Source organism: Methylosinus trichosporium OB3b, assembly GCF_002752655.1.
Classification (GTDB): Bacteria; Pseudomonadota; Alphaproteobacteria; order Rhizobiales; family Beijerinckiaceae; genus Methylosinus; species Methylosinus trichosporium.
In genome coordinates, this window is record NZ_CP023737.1 from 4,224,479 (window position 1) to 4,249,201 (window position 24,723).

General features: G+C 66.5%; 24 protein-coding genes. 18 read left to right on the forward strand and 6 right to left on the reverse strand.

Translation table 11 applies throughout. From position 1 onward, the window contains the following. Positions 1 to 36: 36 nt before the first annotated feature. The 11 genes from CQW49_RS19995 (at position 37) to CQW49_RS20045 (ending at position 14,422) form a co-directional block, all read left to right on the forward strand. Entirely contained in the window at positions 37 to 1,359 is a 1,323-nt protein-coding gene (locus CQW49_RS19995) for a glycosyltransferase (RefSeq protein ID WP_003609524.1), read from the forward strand. Then, on the forward strand, positions 1,356 to 2,615 hold the full coding sequence (locus CQW49_RS20000) for a glycosyltransferase (protein ID WP_003609520.1): 1,260 nt from the start codon (positions 1,356 to 1,358) through the stop codon (positions 2,613 to 2,615). Before CQW49_RS19995 ends, CQW49_RS20000 begins: the two co-directional genes overlap by 4 nt. A gap of 24 nt (positions 2,616 to 2,639) precedes the next feature. Continuing rightward, on the forward strand, positions 2,640 to 3,962 hold the full coding sequence (locus tag CQW49_RS20005) for a glycosyltransferase (protein ID WP_003609518.1): 1,323 nt from the start codon (positions 2,640 to 2,642) through the stop codon (positions 3,960 to 3,962). After that, entirely contained in the window at positions 3,959 to 5,131 is a 1,173-nt protein-coding gene (locus CQW49_RS20010) for a glycosyltransferase (RefSeq protein ID WP_003609516.1), read from the forward strand. Before CQW49_RS20005 ends, CQW49_RS20010 begins: the two co-directional genes overlap by 4 nt. Positions 5,132 to 5,145: 14 nt before the next feature. Then, complete coding sequence (locus tag CQW49_RS25185; protein ID WP_003609514.1) at positions 5,146 to 6,624, forward strand: hypothetical protein; 1,479 nt, start codon at positions 5,146 to 5,148, stop codon at positions 6,622 to 6,624. Further along, the gene (locus tag CQW49_RS20020) at positions 6,621 to 7,775 is read left to right on the forward strand and encodes a glycosyltransferase (protein WP_024749456.1); all 1,155 of its coding nucleotides are present in this window, start codon (positions 6,621 to 6,623) and stop codon (positions 7,773 to 7,775) included. Before CQW49_RS25185 ends, CQW49_RS20020 begins: the two co-directional genes overlap by 4 nt. Continuing rightward, positions 7,772 to 8,611 (forward strand): glycosyltransferase family 2 protein, encoded by an 840-nt coding sequence (locus CQW49_RS20025; RefSeq protein WP_003609510.1) that lies wholly within the window; start codon positions 7,772 to 7,774, stop codon positions 8,609 to 8,611. Before CQW49_RS20020 ends, CQW49_RS20025 begins: the two co-directional genes overlap by 4 nt. Positions 8,612 to 8,669: 58 nt before the next feature. Next, entirely contained in the window at positions 8,670 to 10,421 is a 1,752-nt protein-coding gene (locus CQW49_RS20030) for a carbamoyltransferase family protein (RefSeq protein WP_003609507.1), read from the forward strand. A gap of 150 nt (positions 10,422 to 10,571) precedes the next feature. Continuing rightward, positions 10,572 to 11,261, forward strand: a complete 690-nt coding sequence (locus CQW49_RS20035; protein WP_003609505.1) for a hypothetical protein — start codon at positions 10,572 to 10,574, stop codon at positions 11,259 to 11,261. Between the two features lie 80 nt (positions 11,262 to 11,341). Next, positions 11,342 to 12,595: an insecticidal delta-endotoxin Cry8Ea1 family protein gene (locus CQW49_RS20040; protein ID WP_003609503.1), complete on the forward strand. Its 1,254-nt coding sequence runs from the start codon at positions 11,342 to 11,344 to the stop codon at positions 12,593 to 12,595. Between the two features lie 45 nt (positions 12,596 to 12,640). After that, positions 12,641 to 14,422, forward strand: coding sequence for a flavin monoamine oxidase family protein (locus CQW49_RS20045; RefSeq protein WP_024749455.1), 1,782 nt, complete (start codon positions 12,641 to 12,643; stop codon positions 14,420 to 14,422). Here CQW49_RS20045 and CQW49_RS20050 read toward each other — a convergent pair. Beyond that, positions 14,357 to 15,181, reverse strand: a complete 825-nt coding sequence (locus CQW49_RS20050; RefSeq protein WP_003609499.1) for a hypothetical protein — start codon at positions 15,179 to 15,181, stop codon at positions 14,357 to 14,359. The two genes, CQW49_RS20045 and CQW49_RS20050, sit on opposite strands and share 66 nt — an antisense overlap. Positions 15,182 to 15,304: 123 nt before the next feature. On the opposite strand from CQW49_RS20050, the gene CQW49_RS20055 reads away from it, so the two are divergent. Further along, positions 15,305 to 16,066, forward strand: coding sequence for a bestrophin-like domain (locus tag CQW49_RS20055; RefSeq protein ID WP_003609498.1), 762 nt, complete (start codon positions 15,305 to 15,307; stop codon positions 16,064 to 16,066). 25 nt (positions 16,067 to 16,091) lie between these two features. On the opposite strand, the gene ruvB is transcribed toward CQW49_RS20055, so the two are convergent. Beyond that, positions 16,092 to 17,141: a Holliday junction branch migration DNA helicase RuvB gene (ruvB, locus tag CQW49_RS20060; protein ID WP_003609496.1), complete on the reverse strand. Its 1,050-nt coding sequence runs from the start codon at positions 17,139 to 17,141 to the stop codon at positions 16,092 to 16,094. A 222-nt stretch (positions 17,142 to 17,363) separates the two neighbouring features. On the opposite strand from ruvB, the gene CQW49_RS20065 reads away from it, so the two are divergent. Next, on the forward strand, positions 17,364 to 17,612 hold the full coding sequence (locus CQW49_RS20065; protein ID WP_003609494.1) for a hypothetical protein: 249 nt from the start codon (positions 17,364 to 17,366) through the stop codon (positions 17,610 to 17,612). On the opposite strand, the gene CQW49_RS20070 is transcribed toward CQW49_RS20065, so the two are convergent. Then, entirely contained in the window at positions 17,613 to 19,061 is a 1,449-nt protein-coding gene (locus tag CQW49_RS20070; RefSeq protein WP_003609492.1) for a ferredoxin reductase family protein, read from the reverse strand. An 80-nt stretch (positions 19,062 to 19,141) separates the two neighbouring features. Here CQW49_RS20070 and CQW49_RS20075 point away from each other — a divergent pair, with 80 nt between their 5' ends. After that, entirely contained in the window at positions 19,142 to 19,741 is a 600-nt protein-coding gene (locus CQW49_RS20075) for a Uma2 family endonuclease (RefSeq protein WP_003609491.1), read from the forward strand. Positions 19,742 to 19,836: 95 nt separating this feature from the next. Here CQW49_RS20075 and CQW49_RS20080 read toward each other — a convergent pair whose 3' ends face one another. Then, complete coding sequence (locus tag CQW49_RS20080) at positions 19,837 to 20,436, reverse strand: transglutaminase-like cysteine peptidase (RefSeq protein WP_003609489.1); 600 nt, start codon at positions 20,434 to 20,436, stop codon at positions 19,837 to 19,839. Positions 20,437 to 20,631: 195 nt separating this feature from the next. Here CQW49_RS20080 and CQW49_RS20085 point away from each other — a divergent pair, with 195 nt between their 5' ends. The 4 genes from CQW49_RS20085 (at position 20,632) to argC (ending at position 23,956) form a co-directional block, all read left to right on the forward strand. Then, positions 20,632 to 21,843, forward strand: coding sequence for a cupin domain-containing protein (locus CQW49_RS20085; protein ID WP_003609485.1), 1,212 nt, complete (start codon positions 20,632 to 20,634; stop codon positions 21,841 to 21,843). 153 nt (positions 21,844 to 21,996) lie between these two features. Continuing rightward, positions 21,997 to 22,485 carry a 50S ribosomal protein L13 gene (rplM, locus tag CQW49_RS20090; protein ID WP_003609484.1) on the forward strand — a complete coding sequence of 163 codons (489 nt, stop codon included), beginning with the start codon at positions 21,997 to 21,999 and terminating at the stop codon, positions 22,483 to 22,485. Positions 22,486 to 22,488: 3 nt separating this feature from the next. Further along, on the forward strand, positions 22,489 to 22,965 hold the full coding sequence (gene rpsI / locus CQW49_RS20095; RefSeq protein ID WP_003609480.1) for a 30S ribosomal protein S9: 477 nt from the start codon (positions 22,489 to 22,491) through the stop codon (positions 22,963 to 22,965). A 79-nt stretch (positions 22,966 to 23,044) separates the two neighbouring features. Then, a complete protein-coding gene (argC, locus tag CQW49_RS20100; protein ID WP_003609479.1) occupies positions 23,045 to 23,956 on the forward strand; it encodes an N-acetyl-gamma-glutamyl-phosphate reductase in 912 nt (303 codons plus the stop codon). Here the strand turns inward: argC and CQW49_RS20105 are convergent. Continuing rightward, positions 23,866 to 24,429: a PIN domain-containing protein gene (locus CQW49_RS20105; protein ID WP_024749454.1), complete on the reverse strand. Its 564-nt coding sequence runs from the start codon at positions 24,427 to 24,429 to the stop codon at positions 23,866 to 23,868. The genes argC and CQW49_RS20105 overlap by 91 nt on opposite strands. Positions 24,430 to 24,466: 37 nt before the next feature. Continuing rightward, positions 24,467 to 24,685 (reverse strand): type II toxin-antitoxin system Phd/YefM family antitoxin, encoded by a 219-nt coding sequence (locus tag CQW49_RS20110; RefSeq protein WP_003609477.1) that lies wholly within the window; start codon positions 24,683 to 24,685, stop codon positions 24,467 to 24,469. Between the last annotated feature and the right edge of the window lie 38 nt (positions 24,686 to 24,723).

Sequence of the window (24,723 nt, forward strand, 5' to 3'; positions counted from 1 at the left end):
GTCCCTTTCGACGAAACCAAAGGCGGCGTCTCAGTCATGCGCACGATCCTCGCTTATCCCGGCAATTCCTGCCACGCGCAGAATGCGGCGCTCGCGCTTCTCGAGGCGGGCGCTCTGCAAACGTTTCTGACGAGCTTTCGCTTCGATCGAAATGGCGCGCTCGCCTCGATGCTGCGGCGCGCTCCGTTCGGTTTCGGCGAGGCGATTGTTCGACAGCTCGGACGCCGCGCGTTCGATCTGCTTCCGGGCGAGAAAATCACCACGCTTCCCGCATGGGAAATTCTGCGGACCGCGGCGCAGGTCGCGCGCGTCAGCCCGCCCGTCGTCGATCGCATCTGGGATCAGATGGCGCGGCGCTTCGACGCCGAGGCGGCGCGCCGCTTCGTGCCGCGCACGCGCGCGATCGTCGCCTTCGAATATATCGCGCTCGCATCCTTTCGACGCGCGCAGCAGGAGGGCGTCGCGCGCATTCTGCATCTGCCGTCGCTCGACAGTCGGCATTTCGACGAGCTGCGTCGCCGCGAGGTCGCGCGCTGGCGTGAGCTCGCGACGCCCTATGACGCTTATTTCGAATCGAAATTCGAGGAAAGATACGAGAGATGCTGCGCGGAGCGCGATCTCGCCGATGTGATGATCGCGAACTCGTCCCTGACGGCATGGTCGCATGTCGAGCGCGGCGCCGATCCGACGCGCGTCTTCGTCGCCCCGCTCGGCGGACCCGAGCCGATCGCGCGGGTGGAGACGGCGCGCTATGACGAGCGGCGGCCGTTGCGGGTGATGTTCGCGGGCCAATTCAGCATCGGCAAGGGCGCCTATTATCTTATTAGCGCATGGCGCAAGCTGGCCGCGGGCGACCGTGCCGAGCTCGTGGTCTATGGACGCCGGGCGCTGCCGGCGCCGCTGCTCGCATCGCTGTCCGATGATGTGCAGCTGCAGGGCGCGGTGACGCGGGACGTGCTTTTCGCCGCCTATGAGCGCGCCGATGTGCTGGTGTTTCCGACGTTGTCCGACGGCTTTGGAATGGTGGTTGCGGAGGCGCTGGCGCACGGGCTCCCCGTCATCACCACCGATCAGGCGGGGGCCGCGGATCTCATCGGCCCCGACAACGGGCGGATCATTCCCGCCGCCGACGCGGATGCGCTCTGCGAGGCGCTGCAATGGTGCCTCGACAATCGTCGTCGCCTCGTCGAGATGCGCTTCCACGCGCTGGAGACCGCGCGGCGAAATCGCTGGACGGCTTATCGCCGTCGCTTGATCGCCAATGTCGATCTCGGCCTTCGCAACAGAGGCTACTCGCCGACGTTCGACCGGCCGGACTCGACCGGCGAGTTCCCCCCGCGTCCGCTGGTGCGATCATGAGGGCGCCCGTCATCTGCATCATTACGCCTGGACCGCTCGGCTCGACCCCGCGTGTCGTCAAGGAGGCCGAAGCGCTCGTCGGCGCCGGCTTTCGCGTTCGCGTGATCTCGACACGAACGCTCGACAGCGTCGAGCCTCGCGACCATTCGATTCTCGCGTCCGCCCGCTTCGACAGCGAGCGTATCGATCTGCGCTCCCGTTTCCGATGGCGCTTGCGACGCTGCGCTCAGATCGGCGCGCGCCTCGTTCACGACATTTCGGGATCGGCCGCCGATTACGCCTTCCGACCGGCGACCGCGCCGCTGATGGCGGCGGCGTTGCGCGCGCCCGCCGATCTCTACATCGCGCATTATCCCGCAGCTCTGCCTGCGGCGGCGCGGGCGGCGCGGCGTCACGGCGTGCGCTACGCCTATGACGCGGAGGATTTTCATCCGGGGGACTGGCCGGTCGATCGCGCCTATGACGGCGAGCGTCGCTATCTTCGCGCGATAGAGACCCGCTATCTGCGCGGCTGCGCGCATGTGACGGCGGCGGCTCCGATGATCGCCGACGCTTACGCGAATGCCTATCGAATCCCGCGACCGACTGTCGTGCTCAATCTGTTTCCTCGAGATAGGGCTCCCGATGCGCCGACGGAGAGAGGCAGCGCATCGCCCGGACCATCGCTCTATTGGTTCTCCCAAATGATCGGCCCCGCCCGCGGATTGGAGTGTGCGGTTCGCGCCATCGGCTGCGCGCGCACGCGTCCGCATCTCTATCTGCGCGGCAATCCTGTGCCCGGCTTCGTCGATGAGCTGCGGCGCATCGCCGGCGAGGTGGGCGCGGCGGATCGTCTGCATGTTCTGGAGCCGGACCTTCCAGAGCGCATGGAGCGCCTGTCGGCCGCCTACGATCTCGGGCTCTGCGGCGAGCCGGGTCTATCGCCGAACAATGCGCTGCTTTTGTCGAACAAGCTCTTTACATTTCTCGTCGCCGGCCTGCCGCCCATTCTATCGGACACTCCAGCGCAGGCGGCGATCGCGGCGGAGATCGGCGCCGCCGATCGTGTGTATCGGCGTGACTCGCATGAGGCGCTCGCCACGATGCTCGATCGTCTCCTCGGTGATCCAGCGGCGCTCGCTCGCGCGCGGGCCGAAGCGCATCGGCTCGGACGAGAGCGTTTCAATTGGGAGACCGAGCGCGAGCGGCTCGTCGAATTGGTGCGAATGTCGACGGCGCAAATTGTCGAGCCGCAGAAGGAGACAGCGCATGCGTGAGCTCGATCGACGGCGCGAGGGCGGATGACGACACATCGAAACGTCATCATCCTGTCGCCGCATTTCCCGCCGTCGACAGTCGCCGGCGTGCATCGGGCGCGGCATCTCGCCAAACATCTTCCGGCCTTCGGCTGGAAGCCCGTGGTGCTTTGCGTGCATGAGCGATTCCACGCGCAGTCGCTCGATCCAGAGCTCGCGCGACTCGTCGATCCGTCGACGCGCGTGGAGAAGGTCGCCGCATTGCCGACCGCAATGTCACGGCGTTTCGGCGTCGGCGATATCGGTCTGCGCGCTCTTCCGCAGCTCGGCGCCGCGCTCGCGCGGCTCTCGCGCGATCTGCCCGCTCGCGCGGTCGTGATCACCGGATCGCCCTTCTATCCGATGCTGCTCTCCGCCATCGCCAAGCGTTGCGGCGCGAAGGTCGTGCTGGACTTTCAGGATCCCTGGGTGTCGCGATGGGGAGCGACGCAATCGTCGTGGAGCAAGGCGGGGGCGGCGCATCGCCTCGCGACAGCGCTCGAGCCGCTGGCTCTGCGCCATGCCGATTTCGTCACCTCGGTGTCGGATGTGCAGAATAGCGAAATGGCCGAGCGTCATCGGTGGCTCGACGCGACGCGCATGGCCGGCCTGCCGATCGGCGGCGACCCGGAAGACTTCGTTCATTTGCGGTCCATGGCCAAGGAAGCGGCGGCGCCGCGAGGGGAGAAGCCGATCGTGCTGAGCTTCGTCGGCGCCTTCATGCCGCGCTCGACCGCGCCGATGCGCGCGCTCTTGCGAGGGTTCGCGCTGCTGCGCGCGTCGGAGCCGCGGCTCGCTGAGCGGCTCGAATTGAATTTTATCGGCACCAGCAATTCGCCCGATGATACGACGGGCTTTCGCGTGCGGCCGCTCGCCGAGGTGGAAGGCGTCGCCGATCAGGTGCGCGAGACGCCGCGTCGGCTGCCCTATCTCGAGGCGCTAGCGGCGCTCGCATGCTCGGACGGCCTGTTGCTCGTCGGGTCGGACGAGCCGCATTACACGGCCTCGAAAATCTATCCGGCGTTGATGTCGGGGCGACCCTGGCTATCGTTGTTCCATCGTTCGAGCAGCGCCAACGCCATCTTGCGCGCTGCGGGGGGCGGCGTCGCGGTGGATTTCGCCTCCGACGAGGAGCTGGTTGGCGCTCCGCCCGTGATCGCCGGCGCGCTGCGTCGGTTGGCCACCGAGAGCGATGCGTTCGGCGTCGCCGACCCGAATGCTTATGCGCCTTATCAGGCGCGCGCCATCGCAGGGCGCTTTGCGGCGATCTTCGATTCGCTGGTCGGCGAGCGCGTCGCGTCCCCGTCGATGGAGCTCGAGCGAAATTGACTCGTCTCGCCGTTCTCGCCTCGCATCCGATCCAATATCAGGCGCCATTGTTTCGCGCTTTGGCGCAGCATGTCGATCTGCATGTCTTCTTCGCCTTCCGTTCGTCGCCGCAGGCGCAGGCGGCGGCGGGATTTGGCGAATTGTTCGAATGGGACGTCGATCTTCTGGGCGGCTACAGGAGCAGCTTTCTCGTCAATGTCGCAGCGCGGCCGTCGTCGGAGCGCTTTCTGGGTTGCGACACGCCCGATATCGACCGGCTTCTCGGCGCCGGGAGGTTCGATGCGCTTCTGGTGATGGGCTGGAATTTGAAGTGCTATGCGCAAGGGGTGCTCGCGGCGCGCCGGCGCGGCGTTCCCGTGCTGGTGCGCGGCGACAGCCATTTGGCGACGCCGCGCTCGCCGGGAAAGCGACTGGGCAAGGCGTTCGTCTATCCGATTCTGCTGCGCAGCTTCGATGCGGCGCTCTATGTCGGCGAGTTGTCGCGATCCTATTATCGACGCTATCGCTATCCGGAGCATCGCTTGCATTTTTCGCCGCATTGCGTCGACACGGATTGGTTCGCCGCGCGCGCCACCGCCGAGGAGCGAGAGAGGTTGCGCCGGCGCTGCGGCGTCTCGCCGAACATCCGGCTCGTCCTGTTCGCTGGCAAGCTGCAGGCGTTGAAGCGTCCGCTCGATCTGATCGAGGCTGTCGCGGCGCTGCGACGGAGCGGGCGCAGCGACATCGAGCTGCTCGTCGCCGGGGAAGGCGAGATGCGCGACGCCATGACTCGTTGCGCCGCGAGCGCCGGCGTGCCGCTGCATATGCTGGGATTTTGCAATCAGACCGCCATGCCGAGCGCCTATGCCGCCGCCGATTGTCTCGTGCTGCCGTCGAGCGGCGAGACCTGGGGGCTCGTCGCCAATGAGGCGCTCGCCTGCGGCGCGCCGATCATCGTCTCCGACGCTTGCGGCTGCGCGCCGGATCTCGCGACCGATCCTTGTGTGGGCCGCGTCTATCCGATGGGAGACGTTGCGCGTCTCGCGGCGGCGATCACGCAGACATTCGATCTTCCCCGTGACGTCGCCGCCATTTCCCGCCTCAGCGCGCGCTATGGGGTCGGCGCCGCCGCGGCGGGCGTCGTCGACGCGTTGCGCTCGGTCGCGGCGCGACGTCGAGCCGTGTCCTGAGAGCGAGATCATCCATGCCAGTCACCGAGTCAGGCGCCCAGTCGCGCGCGGACCCACATCGCATTGCTGCGCCGCCCGCGACTGAATGGGTCGGCGCGAGCGGGCCGCCTGGACTCTTTGTGATCTGCGCAGCGATTTTTTTCACTCTGGGGGTAGGCCCCAATGCGATGCTGGCGGCGCTCTCGGTGGCCACATTGGCGTTCGGCGCGCGGCTGCTGTGGCGACCCTCGGAGTCGCCGATTCTCCTGTTCGTTTTCGGCTATCAATGGCTGGAGGCGTCGACCTCTGTCTTTCACTGCAATTGGCTCGGAAAGGATGTCGGCGATTATTCCAAGGTGCATGGAGACGCCGCTCTGGCGATCGTTCTCAGCCTCCTCGGCCTCGCGGCGATGGCCGCAGGCATGGCTTTCGCCCTTGGACCGCGGGGGATGTCGTTGGGCGCTCCGGCGCGGTCGATAGCCCTGGCTCAGCCAGCGGAGCGATGGTTCCACCTCTATGCAGCGTCATTGGCGGCGTCGCTTTCGGCGCTCTCTGTCGCTTATGTGGCGCCAGGCCTCACCCAGCCCATCATCGCCGCGGCGAACATCAAATGGGCGTTCTTCTATATGCTGGCCTATGCCTATTTCTGCGGGGCGCCCGGCGCGCAGAGATATTTCATCATCGCCTTCCTCATCGAGCTCGCGCAGGGGGTGGGCGGCTTTTTCTCCGACTTCAAGACGGTGATCTTCGTCTCTCTCTTCGCCACCATAGCATCGAATAAGCGGTTTTCCGCTTCGGCGATTGCAGCGGCGCTCGCGTTTTGCGTCCTCGGATTTGCGCTCGCGGTCGTATGGACCGTGATCAAGCCGGAGTTTCGCTTTTTCGTCTCGGGCGGAACCGGCACGCAGGTCGTCGCGGTGGATTTGGAGCGCCGCTTCGCCTTTCTGTTTTCGCTGATCGCGAAGCTCGACGCGGATGCGCTAGCCGGTGGAGTCGATCTTCTGCTTCGCCGTATCTCCTATGTCGAATATTTCGGGGCGGTGCTGGATTTCGTTCCCGCGCATCTTCCACATGAAGGCGGCGCGCTATGGTGGGACGCGATCTCGCGGCCGTTCATGCCGCGCCTGCTGTTCCCCGACAAGGAGGTGATCAGCGACACGCTGCGCACCAATATCTACACGGGCGGCGCCGCAGGGGAAAGTCCGAACACATCGATCAGCATCGGCGCGATCGGCGAGAGCTATATCGACTTCGGTATGTTTCTGATGATGCCGGCGCTGTTCTTGCTCGGCAGCTTCTATGGCGCGGTCTATCGCAAGCTCATTGCCTGGCGCGCCGCGAGTCCGCTGCTCGGCATGGCGATCGCGACCGCGATTCTGCTCGGCGCGGCGGATCTCGGGGCGAGCGTCACCAAGACCTTCGGCGGCGTGGTGGTGGCGCTGCTGGTCGGCTGGATATTCGTCGTTCATATCGCGCCGCATGTGGCGCCCTGGCTGAAGGCCAAGTCGCGGTGAGGCGACTCGGCGTGCTGCATGTGATTCCCTCGGTTTCACTGCGGGAAGGCGGGCCGGCGCGCGCGCTCGCGACGATGGAGCGTGCGCTCGACGAGGCGGGCGTGCGCGTCACCACTGTCGCCACGAGTCACGGTCTCGGCGATGCGGCGCCGGCGCGTGCGCGGCGCATTTATTCTAAGCTCTGGGCGAGCCCCTATAAGTTCGCGCCCGGCCTCGCTCCGACGCTGGCGGCGGCCATTCGCTCGCATGATGTCGTGCATATCCACGCGCTGTTCTCCTTTTCCTCGACGCTCGCTGCCTGGATCGCGCGGCTCTATGGCGTTCCCTATGTCGTGCGGCCGCTCGGCGTTTTGAACGCCTGGGGAGTAGGCGAGCGACGCGCGCGGTTGAAGCGTCTGTCGATCGCGCTCGTCGAGCGGAGCAATCTGCGCGCCGCGGCGGCGGTTCATTTCACCAGCGAGCAGGAGAAAGAGGAGGCCGAACGTCTCGGCCTCGCTTTTCGCAGCGTCGTCATTCCGCTCGGCGTCGAAGCGCCGGAGCAGAGCGGTGATGCGACCAGGCAGCTTCTGCCGGCTGCGCTCGCCGGAAGAATGGCGATCTTGTTTTTGTCGCGTGTGTCGCCGAAGAAAAATCTCGAGACGCTGATCGACGCCTTCGCGCTCTCGCCGGTCCTTCGGAAGTCAGCGGCGCTGGTCGTGGCGGGAGAGGGTGAGGCGGATTATGTCGAGCGGCTGCGGGCGCGGGCGCGCGTCGCCGGCGTCGGGGAGGCGGTGTGCTGGCTCGGTCATGTCGACGGCGCGCAAAAGGCGCTCGCTCTGCGGTCGGCGGATGTATTCGTTCTACCGTCCTTTTCCGAGAATTTCGGCATCGCGGCGGTCGAGGCGATGCAGGCGGGGCTTCCCTGCGTGCTGACGCCGGGAGTGGCGGTGGCGGCTTCGGCGGAAGGCGCCGGCGCGGCGATCATCGTGGAGCCGGAGGCGACGGCGCTTCGCGTCGCGCTCGAGCGGCTGATCGGCGACGGCGAGGCGCGGCGGCGCATGAGCGTGCGAGCGCGGGAATTTTCCCATGAGGCCTGGTCGACGGAGACGATGGCGGCGCGTCTCGTCGATCTCTATGAGACTGTGGCGCGCGGCAGGAGCAGCGGCGAATGAGCTTTCTCGACCATGTGGCGGTTCTCGTTTTGACGCTCGACGAAGCGCCGAACATCGGCCGAGCGCTGGAGGCGCTGCGCGACTTTCCCGAGATCGTCGTGCTCGACAGCGGGAGCCGCGACGACACATTGCGGATCGTCGCCGCCTTTCCCAATGCGCGGATCGCGCAACGCAGCTTCGACACCCATGCGAACCAATGGAACTACGGCTTGTTCCGCTGCGGGATCGAGCGTCCCTTCGTGCTCGCTCTCGACGCCGATCACATCGTTCCGCCGGCCCTCGTCGAGGAGATCGCGCATCTTTCGCCTTCTTCCGCCACCTGCGGCTTTCGTGCGCGCTTTCGCTATTGCGTGTTCGGGGAAGGACTGTCGGGAGCGCTCTATCCGCCGAGCATCGTGTTGTTTCGGCGGGAGCGCTGCCATTATATTCAGTCGGGCCATACGCAACGTCTGGTGATCGACGGGGCTGTCGTCGAGCTCGTCGGCGTGATCGATCACGACGATCGCAAGCCGCTCGCGCGTTGGTTCGGGTCGCAGCAGAAATACGCCGCGCTCGAGGCGCGGCATCTGCTCGGGACGCCGCGCGATCGTCTGCGCCTCTCCGATCGCATTCGGCGGTTGGGCTGGCTCTCGCCGTGGCTGATCGGCCTCTACACGCTCGTCGTGAAGCGCTGCGCGCTCGATGGCTGGCGCGGCTGGTTCTATGTGCTGCAACGTGTGCTCGCGGAGACTTTGATCGCGCTCGAGATCATCGATCGGAGACGGCGCGTCGAGGCGACCGTCATAGGGCAGGAGCGGCGCGGCGTCGGCGCCGCGTCGGCGAAGAAGGGTCGATGAGCGCAGCCTTCGTCGCGCCGCGCCGATTTCGGGCGCGACAGTTTTTCAGGATGAGCCGATGATCATATTGGGGGTGAATGCGTTTCACGGCGACGCCGCGGCCTGTCTGCTGCGCGACGGCGTTCTCGTCGCGGCGGCGGAAGAAGAGCGGTTCCGCCGCATCAAGCACTGGGCGGGATTTCCGAGCGAAGCGATCCGCTATTGTCTGCGCGAGGCGGGCGTCGATCTTGCGGCCGTCGATCGCATCGCGCTCAATCAGGATAGCGGCGCCAATATGGGCGCCAAGCTGCGCTTTCTGCTGACGCAGCGTCCCGATGTCGGCCTGCTGCTGGAGCGGCTGCGGGCCCGGCGCTCGCGCGAGCGCATTCCCGCGCTGCTGGCGCGTGATATTGCCGGGCCGCGCTTTTACGGCGCCATCGACTATGTCGAGCATCATCTCGCGCATCTCGCATCGGCGTTCTTCGTGTCCCCGTTCGAGGAGGCGATCATCGTCTCGGTCGACGGCTTCGGTGATTTTTCGAGCGCCGCCTGGGGCGTCGGCCGTGGCGACGACATGCATATCGAGGGAAGCGTCGCCTTCCCGCATTCGCTCGGGGTTTTCTATCAGGCGATCACGCAATATCTCGGCTTCCCGCATTATGGCGACGAATATAAGGTGATGGGTCTCGCGCCCTATGGCGCGCCGCGTTACGTGAAAGAACTCTCTCGCCTCGTACGCCTGCGCCGCGACGGCGGCTTCGCATTGGATCTCTCCTTCTTTCGTCATCACGAGAAGAAGATCTCCTTCGAATGGACTGGCGGCGCGCCGGAGTTCGTCGATTTGTTCACGCCGGCGCTCGAAGCGCTGCTCGGACCGCGGCGCTCTCCGTCCGAGCCGCTCGACGATCGCCATCGCGATATCGCGCGGTCGGCGCAGGCGGTCTATGAGGAGGCGCTGTTCCATCTGCTCGGCGAGCTGCGCAAGCGCCATGGCCTCGCCAATGTCGCGCTCGCCGGCGGCTGCGCGATGAACTCCGTCGCCAATGGCAAGCTGCGCCGGCGCCTCGGCTTCGACAAGGTCTATGTGCAATCGGCGGCGGGCGACGCCGGCGGGGCGATCGGGGCGGCCTGCGTGTCCTGGCGCCGGCAGGGCGGATCGCGTGGCTTCACGATGAGTCACGCCTATTGGGGCCCGAGCTTCGACGCTGATGCGATCGAGCAGACGCTCACGCTGAATGCAGCGCGCATTCGTGACGCGGGCTGCGCCGTCGAGCGCGTCGACGAGCCGACGCTCTGCGCGCGCGCGGCGGCGGCTGTCGCTGCGGGACAGGTGGTCGGCTGGTTCGAGGGGCGCATGGAATGGGGGCCGCGCGCGCTCGGCAATCGCTCCATCCTCTGCGATCCGCGACGCGCGGATATGAAGCAGATTTTGAACGCGAAGATCAAGCGGCGCGAGTCCTTTCGTCCCTTCGCGCCCTCCGTGCTCGCCGAGGCGACGGCGGAGTGGTTCGAGGAGGACGACGACGTGCCGTTCATGATGCAGGTGTTCCAAATTCGGAAAGAGAAGCGTCAGCTGATTCCGGCGGTGACGCATGTCGATGGATCGGGGCGTCTGCAAACGGTGACGCGCGCCGCCAATCCGCTCTATCATGCGCTGATCTCGGGCTTTCGCGATCTGACCGGCGTGCCGATGGTGCTCAACACCTCCTTCAACGAAAATGAGCCGGTGGTGTGCGCGCCGCAGGAGGCGCTCGACTGCTTCTTGCGCACCAAGATGGATGCGTTGGCGATGGGCGGTTTTCTGCTGACGCGCGATGACGGCGCGGGATAGTGGAGGCTCGCGACGGTTCGAGAGGCGAGCCTGCAGGCTCGCGGGCCGAGGGCCGGCTCGGAACGCGAGCCCTCGCTGTTTCGCGCCGGAAGACAAGGGCTGCGCCATGGGATAGGCTGCGCTGGTCTGGCGGCGCGGGAAGGCGAGGGGATGAGACTGCGATCGATCTGCGTCGCCTCGGCGGCGCTCGTAAATGCATGCATTGCGGCGGCGGTCGCCGAGCCGCTGCCTTTTCCGGATGATTTCGTCGGCCGTCTCGAAGCGCTCGCGCTGATGGAGACGCTCAACGCCGAACTGCTGGCGGGTCGTTCCGCGACGCTCGTGCTGGAGAAATGGTGCGCCGATCATCACATGGCCGCGGAGCCGAAGATCATCGCGCGCGTCGCCACGGGAGACGACGCGCCGCCGACAAAGGAGCAGCGCGAGCGTCTCGGCGTCGGCCCGGATGAGAAGATCGCGCATCGCCGCGTGGCGCTGACCTGCGGCGCGCATACGCTCTCGGAGGCCGATAATTGGTATGTGCCGGCGCGGCTGACGGCGGAGATGAATCTCGCTCTGCAGACGAGCGAGACGCCTTTCGGCAAGGTGGTGCAGCCGTTGCAGCCTTCGCGACGCACTTTTTCGGTCGAGACGCTGTGGTCGCCTCTGCCCAAAGGCTGGGAGAGCCGGACGCGCGAGGAGCTCGCGCCCGAGCACGGCGGCGGACCGCTCGATGCGCCGCGCGGGCTCATCCGTCATCGCGCCATCGTCGTCGGCGGCGACGGCAGGCCGATCTCCGAGGTGCGCGAGACCTATACGAAAGAAATATTGGATTTCGACGTCCCCTCCGCAGCGCGGTAATTGACTATGGCGCGGCCCTGAGCGAGCGTGGCGACGCGCTCATATTCGGCCGAAGAACATATTCGAAGGGGAGTCGAAAGATGGAGACGATCGAGAAAGATTCCGCGATCGCGACCTACAGCATCGATTGGAACACCGCCGCCGAGACGGCGATCGCCACCGGATTGAACGAGATTCCGGTCGTCGGCGGAATTCTCGCCGGGCTGCTCGATATTTTCTGGCCGCAGAGTGAAGTCGATGTGTGGGCGGAGATCAAGGACAGGGTCGACGCGGAAATAAACAACGCCATTTCGCAGGCTGTCTTCACCAACGTCCAGGCGGTGCTCGGATCGCTCGCCTCCAATGATGGTCTCATCGGAGAGCTGAACACTTTCCTCGGGTCGATCAGCAAGACCAATCCCAATGGTCAGGACCCGCGCGGCACTTGGGACGCGGCCAATGGAGCGTTCGTGAACGATGGCGGAGTCTTCCACCAGAGCGGCTATGAGGTGGCGCTTCTGCCTCTGTTTGCTCAGAAGGCCAATTTGCATCTCACTCTGCTGCGCGACGGCGTTCAGATGGGCTTCTGCGACGACAGCGAGCTGACGAAGCAGATCGGCATCTACACGAGCTACGCTCAGCAGCAGATACAGGCCGGGCTGAGCGCCCGGCGCCAGCAGAATCCGAACTCGTTCAATTATCAGAACCAGTTCGCCCGCTTCCTGCAGATCAATGTCGGCAATTATCTGGCGCTCTGGCCCTATTTCGATCCGAAGCAATATCCGCCGCCGGTGACCGATCTGCCGGTCAGCGCGGAGATCTTCTACACGATCACCGAAACGATGGGACCGGAGTATGCGTCCAACGATTATGCGCCGCTCGGGGCTCTGCCCGGCGACGTGACCGACATCCAGATCTATTGGCTGCAGGACACGGAAGACGATTACAACGACATCGAGGGAACGCAGGTCGATTATCAGAGCGGCTCGCAGGGCTACACCGGAATTCTCGTCGATGGCGCGCCGCCGCAGAACGGCGCCACGGATCCGCACAACAGCTATTTCACTTATTTCATCCACTCGGTCGGGGTCACCAGCAACAATCCGGTGACCTCCGTGCAGGGCGTCTATGACACGGACGGCGGAACCTACTGCGTCGATTTCGTCTACGCGGACGGCTCGTCCACGGGGCAGATTCCGCAGCAGGCCGGAAATTCCGGCTATACGGCCAATTTCACCATCACGCCGCCCGCGGGATATCGACTCAGCAGCGTCTGGGTTCCGGCGAAATGGGGCTTCTATAATATGGCGCAGGACATGGTGTTCGGCTTCAGGCTGAAGCCGTCGAGCCTCTGACGCGAAGCGCCGCGGACCGGCGCGTTCGGTCCGCGGCGTCGCGACATGCGCGCCGAAATCTCCGACGTTAACGCGCGATCAGCCCAAATCGACGATCCTGCCCGCATCGTCACTCTGATCGAGGTCGGGATGCGAGAGGATCGCAAGGAGTCTTTGCGCAGGCCGACGCGGCGCGACGTGGTCATGAATTTTGGCCGGCTCGGCGGCTTCGGCCTCGCGGTCGAGGCGATGAACGCGCTGAGCCTCGTCGCGTCGGCGCAGGGGCGTCCGACGCTCGATCTGCCAGGGGATCTCGGCCGGGGACGCAGCGTCGTGGTGATCGGCGCCGGCCTCGCGGGGCTGTGCTCGGGCCTGCTGCTCGCCCGCGCGGGCTTCGAGGTGACGATCCTCGAGGCGGCCACGCGCTGCGGCGGACGCAGCCTGACGCTGCGCGACGGCTATGAATTCGCCGAGCGCGACGGTCCGACGCAGCGCGCCGAGCTGCTCGGCCAGGACGCCTATTTCAACGCCGGACCGGGGCGCATTCCGCGCCATCATCACACCGTTCTGGAGTGGTGCCGGCGGCTCGGCGTCGCGCTCGAGCCTTATATTTTTCTGTGCGAGAGCAATCTCTACCAGAGCGACGGCTTCAACGGCGGCGCGCCCGCGCCGCTGGGGCAGATGCGCTACAGCCTCTATGGCGAGCTCGCCGAGCTGCTCGACAAGGCGTCGCGCCGCCGCGCGCTCGATCAGGAGCTGACCGGCGTCGACCGCGAGGCGCTGCGCCATCTGCTGCAGGCCTATGGCGATCTTCGCCGCGAGGGCGAGGCGCTGGTCTTCGCGGGCTCGCGGCGCCTCGGCTATCGCGCGACGCCCGGCGGCGGCGACGAGACGGGCGTGGAGCTGCCGCCGATCCCGTTGGAGCGCATTCTGGGCAGCGACGCCGTCGACCGCGGCTTGTTCACCTCGATGGCCGTCTCCTGGCAGAACGCGCTCCTGCAGCCTGTCGGCGGGATGGACATGATCTGGCGCGCGCTTCTGCGCCAGGAGGTCCCTGGAGGCCGGCAGCTGCGCGACCTCGTTCGGCTCGGGACGCCCGTTCAGCTGCTGACGCAGGACGAGAGCGGCTGCGCCCTCGACTGCGGCGCGGCCGGACGCATCCGAGCGGATTTCTGCGTCGCGACGCTCGCGCCGCCGCTATTCGCCGCTCTGGCCGAGAATTTGCCCGCGAAGCTGAAGGAAGACTGCCTCGCTCTGCGCTTCGTCGCCGCCACCAAGGTCGGGCTCGAGACGCGCCGCCGCTTCTGGGAAACCGAGGACGGCATCTATGGCGGCATCAGCTTCGTCGATGCGGATGTGAGCCAGATCTGGTATCCGTCCTCCGGATTTGGCGGCGCGAGCGGCGTGCTCACCGCCGCCTATGCGCGTGGGGCGGCCGCCGGACGCCTCGCCGCCCTGCCGCTGGCAGAGCGTCTCGAGGCGGCGCGCGCCGGCGGGGAGAAGCTCCATCCCGGGCGGTTCCGCGCCAATATACGCGCCGGCTCGGAGGTCTCGGTCGCCTGGTCGAGGATGCCCTTCGCGGCTGGCGGCTGGAGCAGGGAGGACGAAACCGCCGAGACCGGCCTTCGCGGGATGATGGAGCACATCCCCTGGAAGCGCGTCTTTGTCGCGGGAGACGCTTTCAGCCATCTCCCCGGCTGGCAGGAGGGCGCGTTGTGCTCGGCCGAGCTCGCGGCGCGCCAGATCGCCGCGCGCGTCGCGGAGATGGGCCGGGTCGGGACGCTAAAGCGTCTTCCGATCGAGCGGAATCGTTCGATCGACGAGAATTCGCTCACCAACAGAGAATGAGGCGCCGACCGCTTCGCTCGGCGCGGAACCCGGCCGAGCCGAGAAGACTCGCAACCGCGGCTCCAGACGCAGCCACAGGGCGGCCGCCATCAAGGATGCGAAAGCGGCCGGACCATGCGGCGCCGCGTGTGAGATCTGCAGCTCCCAGCCGAAGAAGAGGAGCAGCGCGAGCGCCGGCCAAGGCGCTCGGCGCGACGCGCCGAGCGCGAAAGCCGCCGCGGCCGCCGCGACGAACGCCGCCCAGGAGCCGCCGAGGCTGACGAAGGAGCCGACCCCGCCGGTCACGGGATCGACCCAGACGGCGTCGAGCAGCTTCACCGCGCCGGCGGCTTCTTCCGGGGTCAGGCTGCCGGCGGCCCGCATCGCCTCGAGATCGAGAATGGAGCGGCCGAGGCCGACGCCGCCGATCGAATCGAGAGCGGTATAGAGGATCGCGAAGACGAAGGCGCCCGCGCGCGAGAGGCGGGCGGCGAGGCCGGCGACTCCCTCCGAGACGCCGTCCACCAGCCGCCACAGGCCGAGCGCGACCAGCGCCAGCATCGGCAGCTGAATGAGATGCAGCGCCACCCACCAATGCGGGCCGGAATATCCCAGCGCCTCGAAGGCGGGCGCATAGGGCCGCGCTGCGCTGAGATAGGCGTACATGCCGGGCGCATGCGTGAAATGGGCGGGGTGGAACAGCTCCATGCTCGCTAGCACGGCCGGCGCCAGGACGAGGCACAGCCAATCGAGGCTCGAGTTTTCGCTTTCCAGCGCCATGAGGGTCCTCCACGTGCGGCGGAGCGCCGCCGTCCGCGCACTGTGGCGCCTCGGCGATAACACATCTTAAACGTGACAGGAGCAGTAGTTAGCGCTCGATCTCCGCTGCTCGTGGACCGCGTCATGACGCCTCTCTCCGCCGGACTTCTCGCCTTCTTCGCGACGGGAGGCGGCACGCTGCTCGGCCTCTGCATCGCGTCGCGCCTGCCCGAGCATCATCTCGCGGAGCAGACGAGCCGCGCCGTTTCTGTGGGCATGGCCGTGGTCGGATCGCTGACGGCGCTGGTCCTCGGCCTTCTCGTCAGCAACGCCAGCAACGCCTTCAACACGCAGAGCGGCGAGATCGAGACCATCGCCGTGAACATCCTCAAGCTCGACCGGCAGCTGCGCGCCTATGGCGCGCTCGCGGAGCCGATTCGCGTCGAGCTCGCGGGTTATGCGCGGGCCAAAGTGCAGGAGCTGTCGAATCCGGGCGACGGGCCGAGCATGGGGCTCGAGACTTTGCACAGGCTCGAGGCCGTTTCGGGAGCTGTGCTCGGCCTGTCCCCCGGCTCGGAGCGAGAGAGGGCGATCCATGCGCGCGTCGTGTCTCTGACCGACCAGATCGAGGACACGCGATGGCTGCTCGCCGAGAGGACGGCGGCGATGGTCGTGCCGACGAGCGTTCTCATCATGCTGATCGGCTGGCTCGCGCTGCTCTTCGCCAGCTTCGGAATGTTCGCGCCGCGCAATGCGACCGCCATGACCTTCCTGATGCTGAGCGCGGCGGCCATCGCCGGCTGCATCTTCATCATTCTGGCGCTGGGCTCGCCCGGCGGCGGCGGATTCGTCGATCCGTCCGTGGAGCCGATCATCCGGGTGGTCGCGCAGATGCAGATCGAATGAGCGTCCGGCGACGGCCGACGCCCCGTCAGCCTGCGTCATCCTCCTCCGCATCGAACAATCCGAATTGCGCCGCCGGCCGCGCCGGCTCGGCGAGGCCGAGATGGCGGAAGGCGTGCGGCGTCAGCAGCCGGCCGCGTGGCGTGCGCTGCAAGAAGCCCTGCTGCAGCAGGTACGGCTCGATGATGTCCTCGATCGCGTCGCGCGGCTCGGAGAGCGCGGCGGCGATGGTCTCGATCCCGACCGGGCCGCCGCCGAAATTGACGGCGACCATTTCGAGATAGCGGCGGTCCATCACATCGAGCCCGATGCTGTCGACCTCGAGCAGCGCCAGCGCGCGATCGGCGAGGGCGCGCGTGATCTCCGAATTTTCGACGATGGCGAAATCGCGCACGCGCCGTAAGAGGCGTCCGGCGATGCGCGGCGTTCCTCGCGCACGCCGCGCGATTTCGCGGGCGCCGTCCTCCTGCATGGCGACGCCGAGCACTCGCGCGCCGCGCCGCACGATCAACTCAAGCTCCTCCGCCGTGTAGAAATTGAGCCGCACCGGAATGCCGAAGCGGTCGCGCAGAGGCGTCGTCAGCAGGCCGGCGCGGGTGGTGGCGCCGACGAGCGTGAATTTGGCGAGATCGATTTTGACCGAGCGCGCCGCCGGGCCTTCGCCGATGATGAGGTCGAGCTGGAAATCCTCCATCGCCGGATAGAGGATTTCCTCTACTGCGGGGTTGAGGCGGTGGATCTCGTCTATGAACAATACGTCGCGCGGCTCGAGATTGGTGAGCTGGGCGGCGAGATCGCCGGCCTTGGCGATGACCGGGCCGGAGGTGGAACGAAAATTGACGCCGAGCTCGCGGGCGACGATCTGGGCGAGCGTGGTCTTGCCGAGGCCGGGCGGGCCGACGAACAGCACATGGTCGAGCGCCTCGCCGCGGGTCTTCGCCGCCTCGATGAAGATTTTGAGGTTCTTGCGCGCCGCCTCCTGGCCGGTGAAATCGCCGAGCGAGAGCGGACGCAGCGAAGCGTCGGGATCGTCGTCGCGCTGTTCCGGCGTCACGAGGCGGCGGGGAGGGGTCGTCAATGGCGGGCTCCGATCTCTGCGTCGAGCTGATAGCCTGATTCGACAAAGTCGCGGAGATCATCGGATCTCCGCCGGGGGCGGCGTCGAGGCCGGCGACTCGCGTCATGTGCTATCGAGAGTATACTGCGTCGCGTCGGCGAAGCCGATGCGAGCGGGCTCGACGCTTTGGGAGGGCCCGGCGGGTGTCGGCGCCGGGCGCGCCATGAACATGCAGTGGAAACAATGGTCAAGCTTCTCACGCTGATCGGCGCCGGTCTGATTTTGGCGGGGCAGGCCGCCGCGCAGGAAGCCTATGACCGTCATTGCGCGAAGTGCCACGCCAGCGCCGACCGGCTCGCGCGAAAGCTCGAAGGCGCCACGCCGAAGGAGAAAGCCGCGAAGCTCGACCAATTTCTCGAGTCGCATCGTAAGCTCGACCCGGACGTCCGCGCAAAGCTCGCGGAGTTTCTCGCCGGACTGCCGCGGCCTTGATCAGCGCAAGGCGAAGGCCGCGGCGACGGCGAGCAGCGCCGCAATGATCGCCAGAGCCCGGTTGCGCCGCATTTTGTCCAACGCGCCGCGTCCGGCCGCGTAATCGAAACGTTCGTAGAAAATGCGATGCGCGGGGACGCCGAGGCCGAGCAGCGCGTCGGTCGCGATCTCCATCATCGTGGTCGGCCCACAGACGAGGCAATAGGTTTCATTGGGCGGAGCGCCGGAAACAATCGCCGCTATGTGGCGGCGATCGATCGGACCCTGCTCGAAGCTCGGCGGCTCGGCCGAGGCGTCGACCAGTTTCATGACCCGCAGATCGAGCCGCCGGGACAAGCTCTCGATCAGTCGCAGCCCCGCGAGCGCGGCGGGCGTGCGGCCGGCGTAAAGCAGGCGGAAGGAGCGGGCGTCGCTGCTGTCGGCGGCCTCCTCGAGCATGCCGATGAGGGGCGCGACGCCGACGCCGCCGGCGATCATGACGACATGCCCGCCGCCCGAAGGCAGAATGAATGCGCCATGCGGGCCGTCGACCGCCACCCGGCGGCCGGGCTCGAGCGCGCCGAAAGCACTGGTGCAATCGCCTGCCTCTCGGATGATCAGGCGTAGCTTCGGAAGCATCCGCGGCGACGAGGCGATGGAAAAGGGGTGGTCGTGGAAGGGCGGACGATTCGGCGCGATGGTCAGCCACAGAAACTGGCCGGCGCGAAACCGAAAGGCGAGCCGCTGCGGCGCGCGCAGGATGATCTGCCAGACGCCGTCGGCCGCCGGCTCGACCGACTCGATGACCCATCCCTGTCGCCACATGCGCCAGGGCCGCAGGACATAGGCGAAAAACAGCGCGAGCGCCGCCCCGCCGCCGAGCGCCAGCCAAACCGCCTGGGGCCAAGGCGCGCGGCTATAGTCTCCGTTCGTCAGCGCGTGGTGGAGAACGAGGCCCGCGACGGCGATGGCGAGCGGCCCATGCGTCGCGCGCCAGAATTCGTAGCGCACGCTGCGGCGCGTCCGCAGCAGCGCGAAACCGACGAGAACGACGAGTCCCGCAAGCGCCGCGACGCCGGACGACAGACGAGGCCGAACCAGCATCTCGCCGAGCAGGAGCAAGGCGCCGCGCGGCTCCTCGATGAATAAGGGAACCAGCGGTGCGATCGGATGCGCGATCGCGATCAGCAACGCCGCGACGGCGGCGAGGCGATGGAAGCCCATGATCCGATCGATGCCGACGCGGCCGGAGAGCGTCTCGAAACGGCCGGAGCTCCAGAATTGGAGAAAAAGCACCGCTCCCGAGATCATGGCGAGACCGGCGCCGAGCTCGGACCATCGGCTTTCCGGCTCGACGCCGGTCGCCCAGACGGCGAGAAGCGGCGCGGCGGCGGCGGTGAAATAGAGGATCCCGAGCGCCCTGCCGGGAAGCCCCGGGCGTCGGGCGGCGGCGGGGTCGGGAGGGGCCATTTTGTTCCTTCCGCGGTGGCGGGGCGTCGGATGCGCAGGGCAGGGCGTTGTGCTAGGATGGCGCCGACGGAGCGAGCACCGTGAATCGTCCCTCATCGCAATATGAGTATATGTCCCTCGACGATTTCGAGGAGCTTCTTGCCGACAAGCCCGCCGATGAAAAGTGGGAGCTGATCGGCGGGAGAGTCGTGCGCATGATGGTCGGCGCGCGGTGGGAGCACAATTACATCATTCAGAATATTTCGACGGGCCTGCGCGACCGGCTGCGGGCGAATGGCTCGCCCTGCCGAACCTTGATCGAAAGCTTTCGTTTGCGCAATGCGCCGACCGAATCCTCCATGCTGCCGGATGTGATCGTCCATTGCCGCCCCCTCGAGCCCGGCGCCGCCTCTCTGCACGATCCGACCGTCCTGGTCGAGGTGATGTCCGAGGGGAGCAAGGCGCGCGACCGTTTCGAGAAATGGGCGGTCTATCAAAAGCTGCCGAGCCTGCGCCATTATGTGCTGGTCGAGCGCGACCGGGCGCATATCGAGACCTTCGATCGCGTCGGAGAGGTCTGGTCGGGCGTTCAGATACTCGACGGGCTCGAGGCGACGCTCGATCTGCCCGGCATCGGCGTCGCCGTGCCGCTCGCCGAAATTTATCGCGACGTTATTGGGGCTAGTAGAGAGCGAGCCTGAAGGCTCGCGGTCCACGGCGCCCGCCGCCGCTAATTGTCTACGCGCGCCGCGCCGGCGGTAGAAAAGAGCGCCTCTTTCTGCGTGTCACGCTGTCCTCACCGCGCGCCCACCCGCTGCCGCGCCTCGATCGCCAGCCACACATTGGGGTCCTCCTGCGATTGGCGCTTCACGAAGCGGTAGCCGGTCTTCTCCCAGGGCTTCACCGCATCGGTCAGATTGTCGAGGATGAAATCGCCGCGGGACGTGCGCAGGGTGAGGATCGTATGGCCCTGGTCGTGGTGGTCGCGCACGATTGTCATCAGCAGCGCCTGACGCGGAAAGCCCATCTCGATCAACCGGCGGCGCTTCTCCAGCGCGTAAATCTTGCAATCGCCCTTGCCGTCGGTCGGGTAGTCCCAATGATCGGCGATCGTGCCCCAATGCTCGAGATTGGAGATCGGCTCGATCGCGGCGTTGACGGCGCGATTGACCTCATCGATCTGCGTCCATGCCTCACGCGTCAGCGCGATGTCCGTCGCCGGCAGCGCTGCCTGTCGGCATTCCTGCGGCCGCCGGCTGCAAAAATCCATCCAGCCGTAAGGAATGGAGGTCGCCTCCCCGGTGGCGGCGAAGCTCGCCTTCGGCGCTTGCGCGAAAGCGGAGACGGAGCTGATGGCGGCGGTGAGGACGAGCAGGCGGGCAATGAACGCGAACACTTCGAAAGCTCCCCGAACTGGCGGCCGGGCGCGGGGCCCGACGTCGTTTCGAGAAGCAGTCTGCGGCCCGGCCCTTTGCCCGCCCGCCAATCCAAATGCTCGCATTTTAGCGATATCGGCTTTTTCCGCCCGCCGTTGACCGGCGCCGCGCCGGCGCAATCTGTCGGGGAGCGCTCATCGACGAGGAGGACGGCCATGGCCACGATGAAGAGACGCGCGACGGCGGAGCGCCCTGTTCCCGCCTTCGGCAACCCCGATCTGCCGCCCCAGGGGGCCGTCAACGCCGACAACCGCGCCAGCCTCACCGATCCGGGACCGAAAAATCCGGTGATCGGCTCGCAATTCGCCTCGGCGCAGTTTCCGCCGGCGACCGACGTCAGCGACATGCCGATGTTCTGGGCCTCGTTCAACAATGCGCCCAAGCGCGTGCAGAACGGCGGCTGGGCGCGGCAGGTGACGCAATATGATTTCGCCATCGCCGAGGAGATTTCCGGCGTTGATATGCGCCTCACCGCCGGCGGCATAAGGGAGATGCATTGGCACCTCGCCGCCGAATGGGGTTATGTCTCTTATGGGAGCTGCCGCGTCACCGTGCTCGACGAGATGGGCCGCGCCTATGTCTCCGACGTGCAGGAAGGGGACATCTGGTATTTCCCCGCCGGCCTGCCGCATTCGCTGCAGGGGCTCGGGCCCGACGGCTGCGAATTCCTGCTGTGCTTCGACGACGGCAAGGCGACCGAATACAATACCTTGCTGGTGACCGACTGGATCGCCCACACGCCGCCGGAGATACTCGCCGCCAACTTCGGGCTACCGGCCGAAACCTTCGTCAATATCCCGCTGAACCAGCTCTATATTTTCCAGGGCGAGGTTCCCGGGCCGTTGGAGGCGGACCGCGCCGCCGCCGGCGCGGAGGGCGCGCCGCCCTATCCCTTCACCTTCTCGCTGAAGCAGAGCAAGGGCTGCAAGCAGACCAAGGGCGGCGAGGTGCGCGTCGCCGACAGCAATAATTTCCATATTTCCAAGACCATCGCCGCCGCGCTCGTGACGCTCGCGCCCGGCGCGCTGCGCGAGATGCATTGGCACCCCAATGGCGACGAATGGCAGTATTGGCTGAAAGGCCACGGCCGCATGACCTTGTTCGACGCCGGCCCCAAGGCGGTGACGCAGGATTTCCACCCCGGCGACATCGGCTATGTGAAGCGCGCCCACGGCCATTATGTGCAGAATGTCGGCGACGGCGAGCTGCAGTTCCTCGAAGTGTTCCGCAGCGCTTATTTCGCCGATGTCTCGCTCACGAGCTGGCTCACCCACACGCCGCCGGCCATGGTCGCCCGGCATCTGAACATAGACGAGGAGACGATCGCCAAATTCCCGCGCGGCAAGCCCGAGATCATGCCGCTATGATGAGGTATTATAATACCGACATCGGGTTTTGTCCGGAATTTCGGGCTTTTCCGGCGTATCTGGCGCCCGATTCTGCTTGACGAGAGGGGAGCGCGTCGCTTATTCAGCTCGGCATCCCGCGAGCGCGGACAAAGCGAACGGAACAGCTGTCCCATGTTTGGCAAGACGTATTCGGCGAAGCCGGCCGAAGTGGAAAAGAAATGGGTGGTGATCGACGCGACCGGCCTCGTGGTCGGCCGTCTCGCCACGCTCATCGCGCTGCGCCTGCGCGGCAAGCACAAGGCGACCTTCACCCCGCATGTGGATGATGGCGACAATATCATCGTCGTCAACGCCGAGAAGGTGGTGCTCACCGGCCGCAAGCGCGAGCAGAAGGTGTATCACCATCACACCGGCTATCCGGGCGGCATCAAGGAGCGCTCGGCCAAGTTCATCCTCGAGGGCCGCTTTCCCGAGCGCATCGTCGAGAAGGCGGTGCAGCGCATGCTGCCGCGCGGCCCGCTCGGGCGCAAGCAGCTCGGCAATCTGCGCGTCTACAAGGGGCCGGAGCATCCGCATGCGGCGCAGCAGCCGCAGCCGCTGGACGTCGCCGCCCTCAATCCCAAGAACGCCCGCAACGGCACGACTGCGAAGAGCGCATAACCCATGGCCGAGACCACGCTTTCTTCCCTCTCCGAGCTGACCGTCGCCGCGGTCGCCTCCGAGGCGCCGAAATATGAGCAGAAGCTCGACAAATATGGCCGCGCCTACGCCACCGGCAAGCGCAAGAACGCCGTCGCGCGCGTCTGGATCATGCCGGGGACCGGCAAGATCACCGTGAACGGTCGCGACGTCGAGGTTTATTTCGCGCGTCCGGTGCTGCGCATGATCCTGCAGCAGCCGCTCGGCGTCGCCAATCGCGCCGGCCAATATGATCTCGTCGTCACGGTGGCGGGCGGCGGCCTCTCCGGTCAGGCCGGCGCAGTCCGTCACGGACTCGCCAAGGCGCTGACGCATTATGAGCCCGAGCTGCGCACGGCGCTGAAGCGCGAAGGCTTCCTCACCCGCGATTCGCGCGTCGTCGAGCGTAAGAAATACGGCAAGCGCAAAGCCCGCCGCAGCTTCCAGTTCTCGAAGCGCTGATTATCTCTCGATCGGCGATCGACTGGAAAGGGCGGCCGCGGGCCGCCCTTTTCGTTTCTCGGGGTTGGGATCAAACCGAATGGCGAAAATCTTCATCGACGGCGACGCCGGCACCACGGGTCTCGAAATCCGCGAGAAGCTCGCGGGCGCGCAAGGCGTGGAGCTGGTCTCGATCGCGCCGGAGCTGCGCAAGGACGTCGCCGCCAAGCGCGATATTCTCGCGCGCGTCGACATCGCCGTGCTGTGCCTGCCGGACGCCGCTGCGAAAGAAACGGTGGCGCTCGCCGACGAGCTCGACGGCGAGGGACCGCGCATTCTGGACGCCTCCACCGCGCATCGTGTCGCGCCCGGCTGGACCTATGGCTTTCCCGAGCTCGCCGCCGGACAGGCCGAGGCGATCCGCAAGGCGCGCCGCGTCGCCAATCCCGGCTGCTATGCGACCGGGGCGATCGCGCTGCTGCGCCCGCTCGTCGACGCCGGGTTGATCGCGCCCGGCCATGTGCTGACGATCAACGCCGTCTCCGGTTTTTCCGGCGGCGGCCGGCAGATGATCGAGGCCTATGAGGCGGGCGCGGCGCCGGCCTTCGAGCTCTACGGCCTCACGCTCGAGCACAAGCACCTGCCCGAGATCGTCGCCTGCGCGCGGCTCGAGGCGACGCCTCTGTTCGTCCCCTCGGTCGGCAATTTCCGCCAGGGCATGCTGGTGTCCATCCCGCTGGCGCTCGATTTTCTGCCGGGCGCGCCGCGCGCGGTCGATCTCGAGGCGGCGCTGGCCCGCCATTACGCCGCCGCGACCCATGTGCGCGTCGTTCCCGCGCCCAAGTCCGCCCGGCTCGACGCTTTGGCGCTCAACGGGACCAATGACCTCGAGCTGTTCGTCTTTGCCAATGAGTCGCGGCGTCACGCCTTGCTGGTCGCGCGGCTGGACAATCTCGGCAAGGGCGCGTCGGGCGCCGCTGTGCAGAATCTGGAGCTGATGCTCGGACGGTGAACCGGCGGCGGAAACCGAATTCGACGGGACCGGGAAGTCAGGGCGGCAATTGCCGCGACGGGTTGAGGAAGGCGACGCCGAGCGGCGCGAAAATGCCGCTCGTTGGCCGTCAGTACGGTGAAGCGGCGAACCGCGGCCGTCGCCGCAATGGCGATGTCCTCGAACCCGGGCTTATGCGCCCGCGCTCGGTCGAGGATCGCTCCCGCCTCGCGGGCTTCGTCGATCCCGAACGACAAGATGCGATCGGCATAGAAATGCTCCACCACGGCAAGCCATTGCCGAAGCTGTCCGGCCTTCGTCGCAGCGCCGACTCTCGCCGTTCGGGCGATTGCCGCTTCGATCTCCGCTATGGTGATGGTCGATATATAGAGGCTCTCAGAGTGTTCGAGGGCCCAATGGGAGAACCGGCCCAGCCCCATTCGGCGCTTGGTCGGCGCATCCGTCGACACGATGTTGGTGTCGAGCAGATACAAGGGGTCAGAGTCCGGTCCCGCGCAGAACACGCGCGGGCTATTGGGGCCGTTCCGGCATGTCTCCCGGCTCGCCGGGAAACGCCAGCAGCAGCTCGGCGAAGCCCGGCGCCTTGGCTAAACGCTCCCACTCCGAGAAAGAGACGAGCACAGCCTCCTTGCGGCCATGCCGTGTGATCACGGTCGGCTCGCCCGCGACGGCTCGATCCACTGCCGCGGACAGGGTCGCTTTGACGTCCTTGAGCTGAAGCTCCTTCATAGCGCGGCTCCCTATATGACCACTATTAGTCATATAGC

Coding starts and splice junctions, on each gene's coding strand:
- CQW49_RS19995 (WP_003609524.1), top strand. CDS start 37: ATGCGCACGATCCTCGCTTATCCCGGCAATTCCTGCCACGCGCAGAAT.
- CQW49_RS20000 (WP_003609520.1), top strand. CDS start 1,356: ATGAGGGCGCCCGTCATCTGCATCATTACGCCTGGACCGCTCGGCTCG.
- CQW49_RS20005 (WP_003609518.1), top strand. CDS start 2,640: ATGACGACACATCGAAACGTCATCATCCTGTCGCCGCATTTCCCGCCG.
- CQW49_RS25185 (WP_003609514.1), top strand. CDS start 5,146: ATGCCAGTCACCGAGTCAGGCGCCCAGTCGCGCGCGGACCCACATCGC.
- CQW49_RS20025 (WP_003609510.1), top strand. CDS start 7,772: ATGAGCTTTCTCGACCATGTGGCGGTTCTCGTTTTGACGCTCGACGAA.
- CQW49_RS20030 (WP_003609507.1), top strand. CDS start 8,670: ATGATCATATTGGGGGTGAATGCGTTTCACGGCGACGCCGCGGCCTGT.
- CQW49_RS20035 (WP_003609505.1), top strand. CDS start 10,572: ATGAGACTGCGATCGATCTGCGTCGCCTCGGCGGCGCTCGTAAATGCA.
- CQW49_RS20040 (WP_003609503.1), top strand. CDS start 11,342: ATGGAGACGATCGAGAAAGATTCCGCGATCGCGACCTACAGCATCGAT.
- CQW49_RS20045 (WP_024749455.1), top strand. CDS start 12,641: ATGCGCGCCGAAATCTCCGACGTTAACGCGCGATCAGCCCAAATCGAC.
- CQW49_RS20050 (WP_003609499.1), bottom strand. CDS start 15,181: ATGGCGCTGGAAAGCGAAAACTCGAGCCTCGATTGGCTGTGCCTCGTC.
- CQW49_RS20055 (WP_003609498.1), top strand. CDS start 15,305: ATGACGCCTCTCTCCGCCGGACTTCTCGCCTTCTTCGCGACGGGAGGC.
- CQW49_RS20065 (WP_003609494.1), top strand. CDS start 17,364: ATGGTCAAGCTTCTCACGCTGATCGGCGCCGGTCTGATTTTGGCGGGG.
- CQW49_RS20070 (WP_003609492.1), bottom strand. CDS start 19,061: ATGGCCCCTCCCGACCCCGCCGCCGCCCGACGCCCGGGGCTTCCCGGC.
- CQW49_RS20085 (WP_003609485.1), top strand. CDS start 20,632: ATGGCCACGATGAAGAGACGCGCGACGGCGGAGCGCCCTGTTCCCGCC.
- rplM (WP_003609484.1), top strand. CDS start 21,997: ATGTTTGGCAAGACGTATTCGGCGAAGCCGGCCGAAGTGGAAAAGAAA.
- rpsI (WP_003609480.1), top strand. CDS start 22,489: ATGGCCGAGACCACGCTTTCTTCCCTCTCCGAGCTGACCGTCGCCGCG.
- argC (WP_003609479.1), top strand. CDS start 23,045: ATGGCGAAAATCTTCATCGACGGCGACGCCGGCACCACGGGTCTCGAA.
- CQW49_RS20110 (WP_003609477.1), bottom strand. CDS start 24,685: ATGAAGGAGCTTCAGCTCAAGGACGTCAAAGCGACCCTGTCCGCGGCA.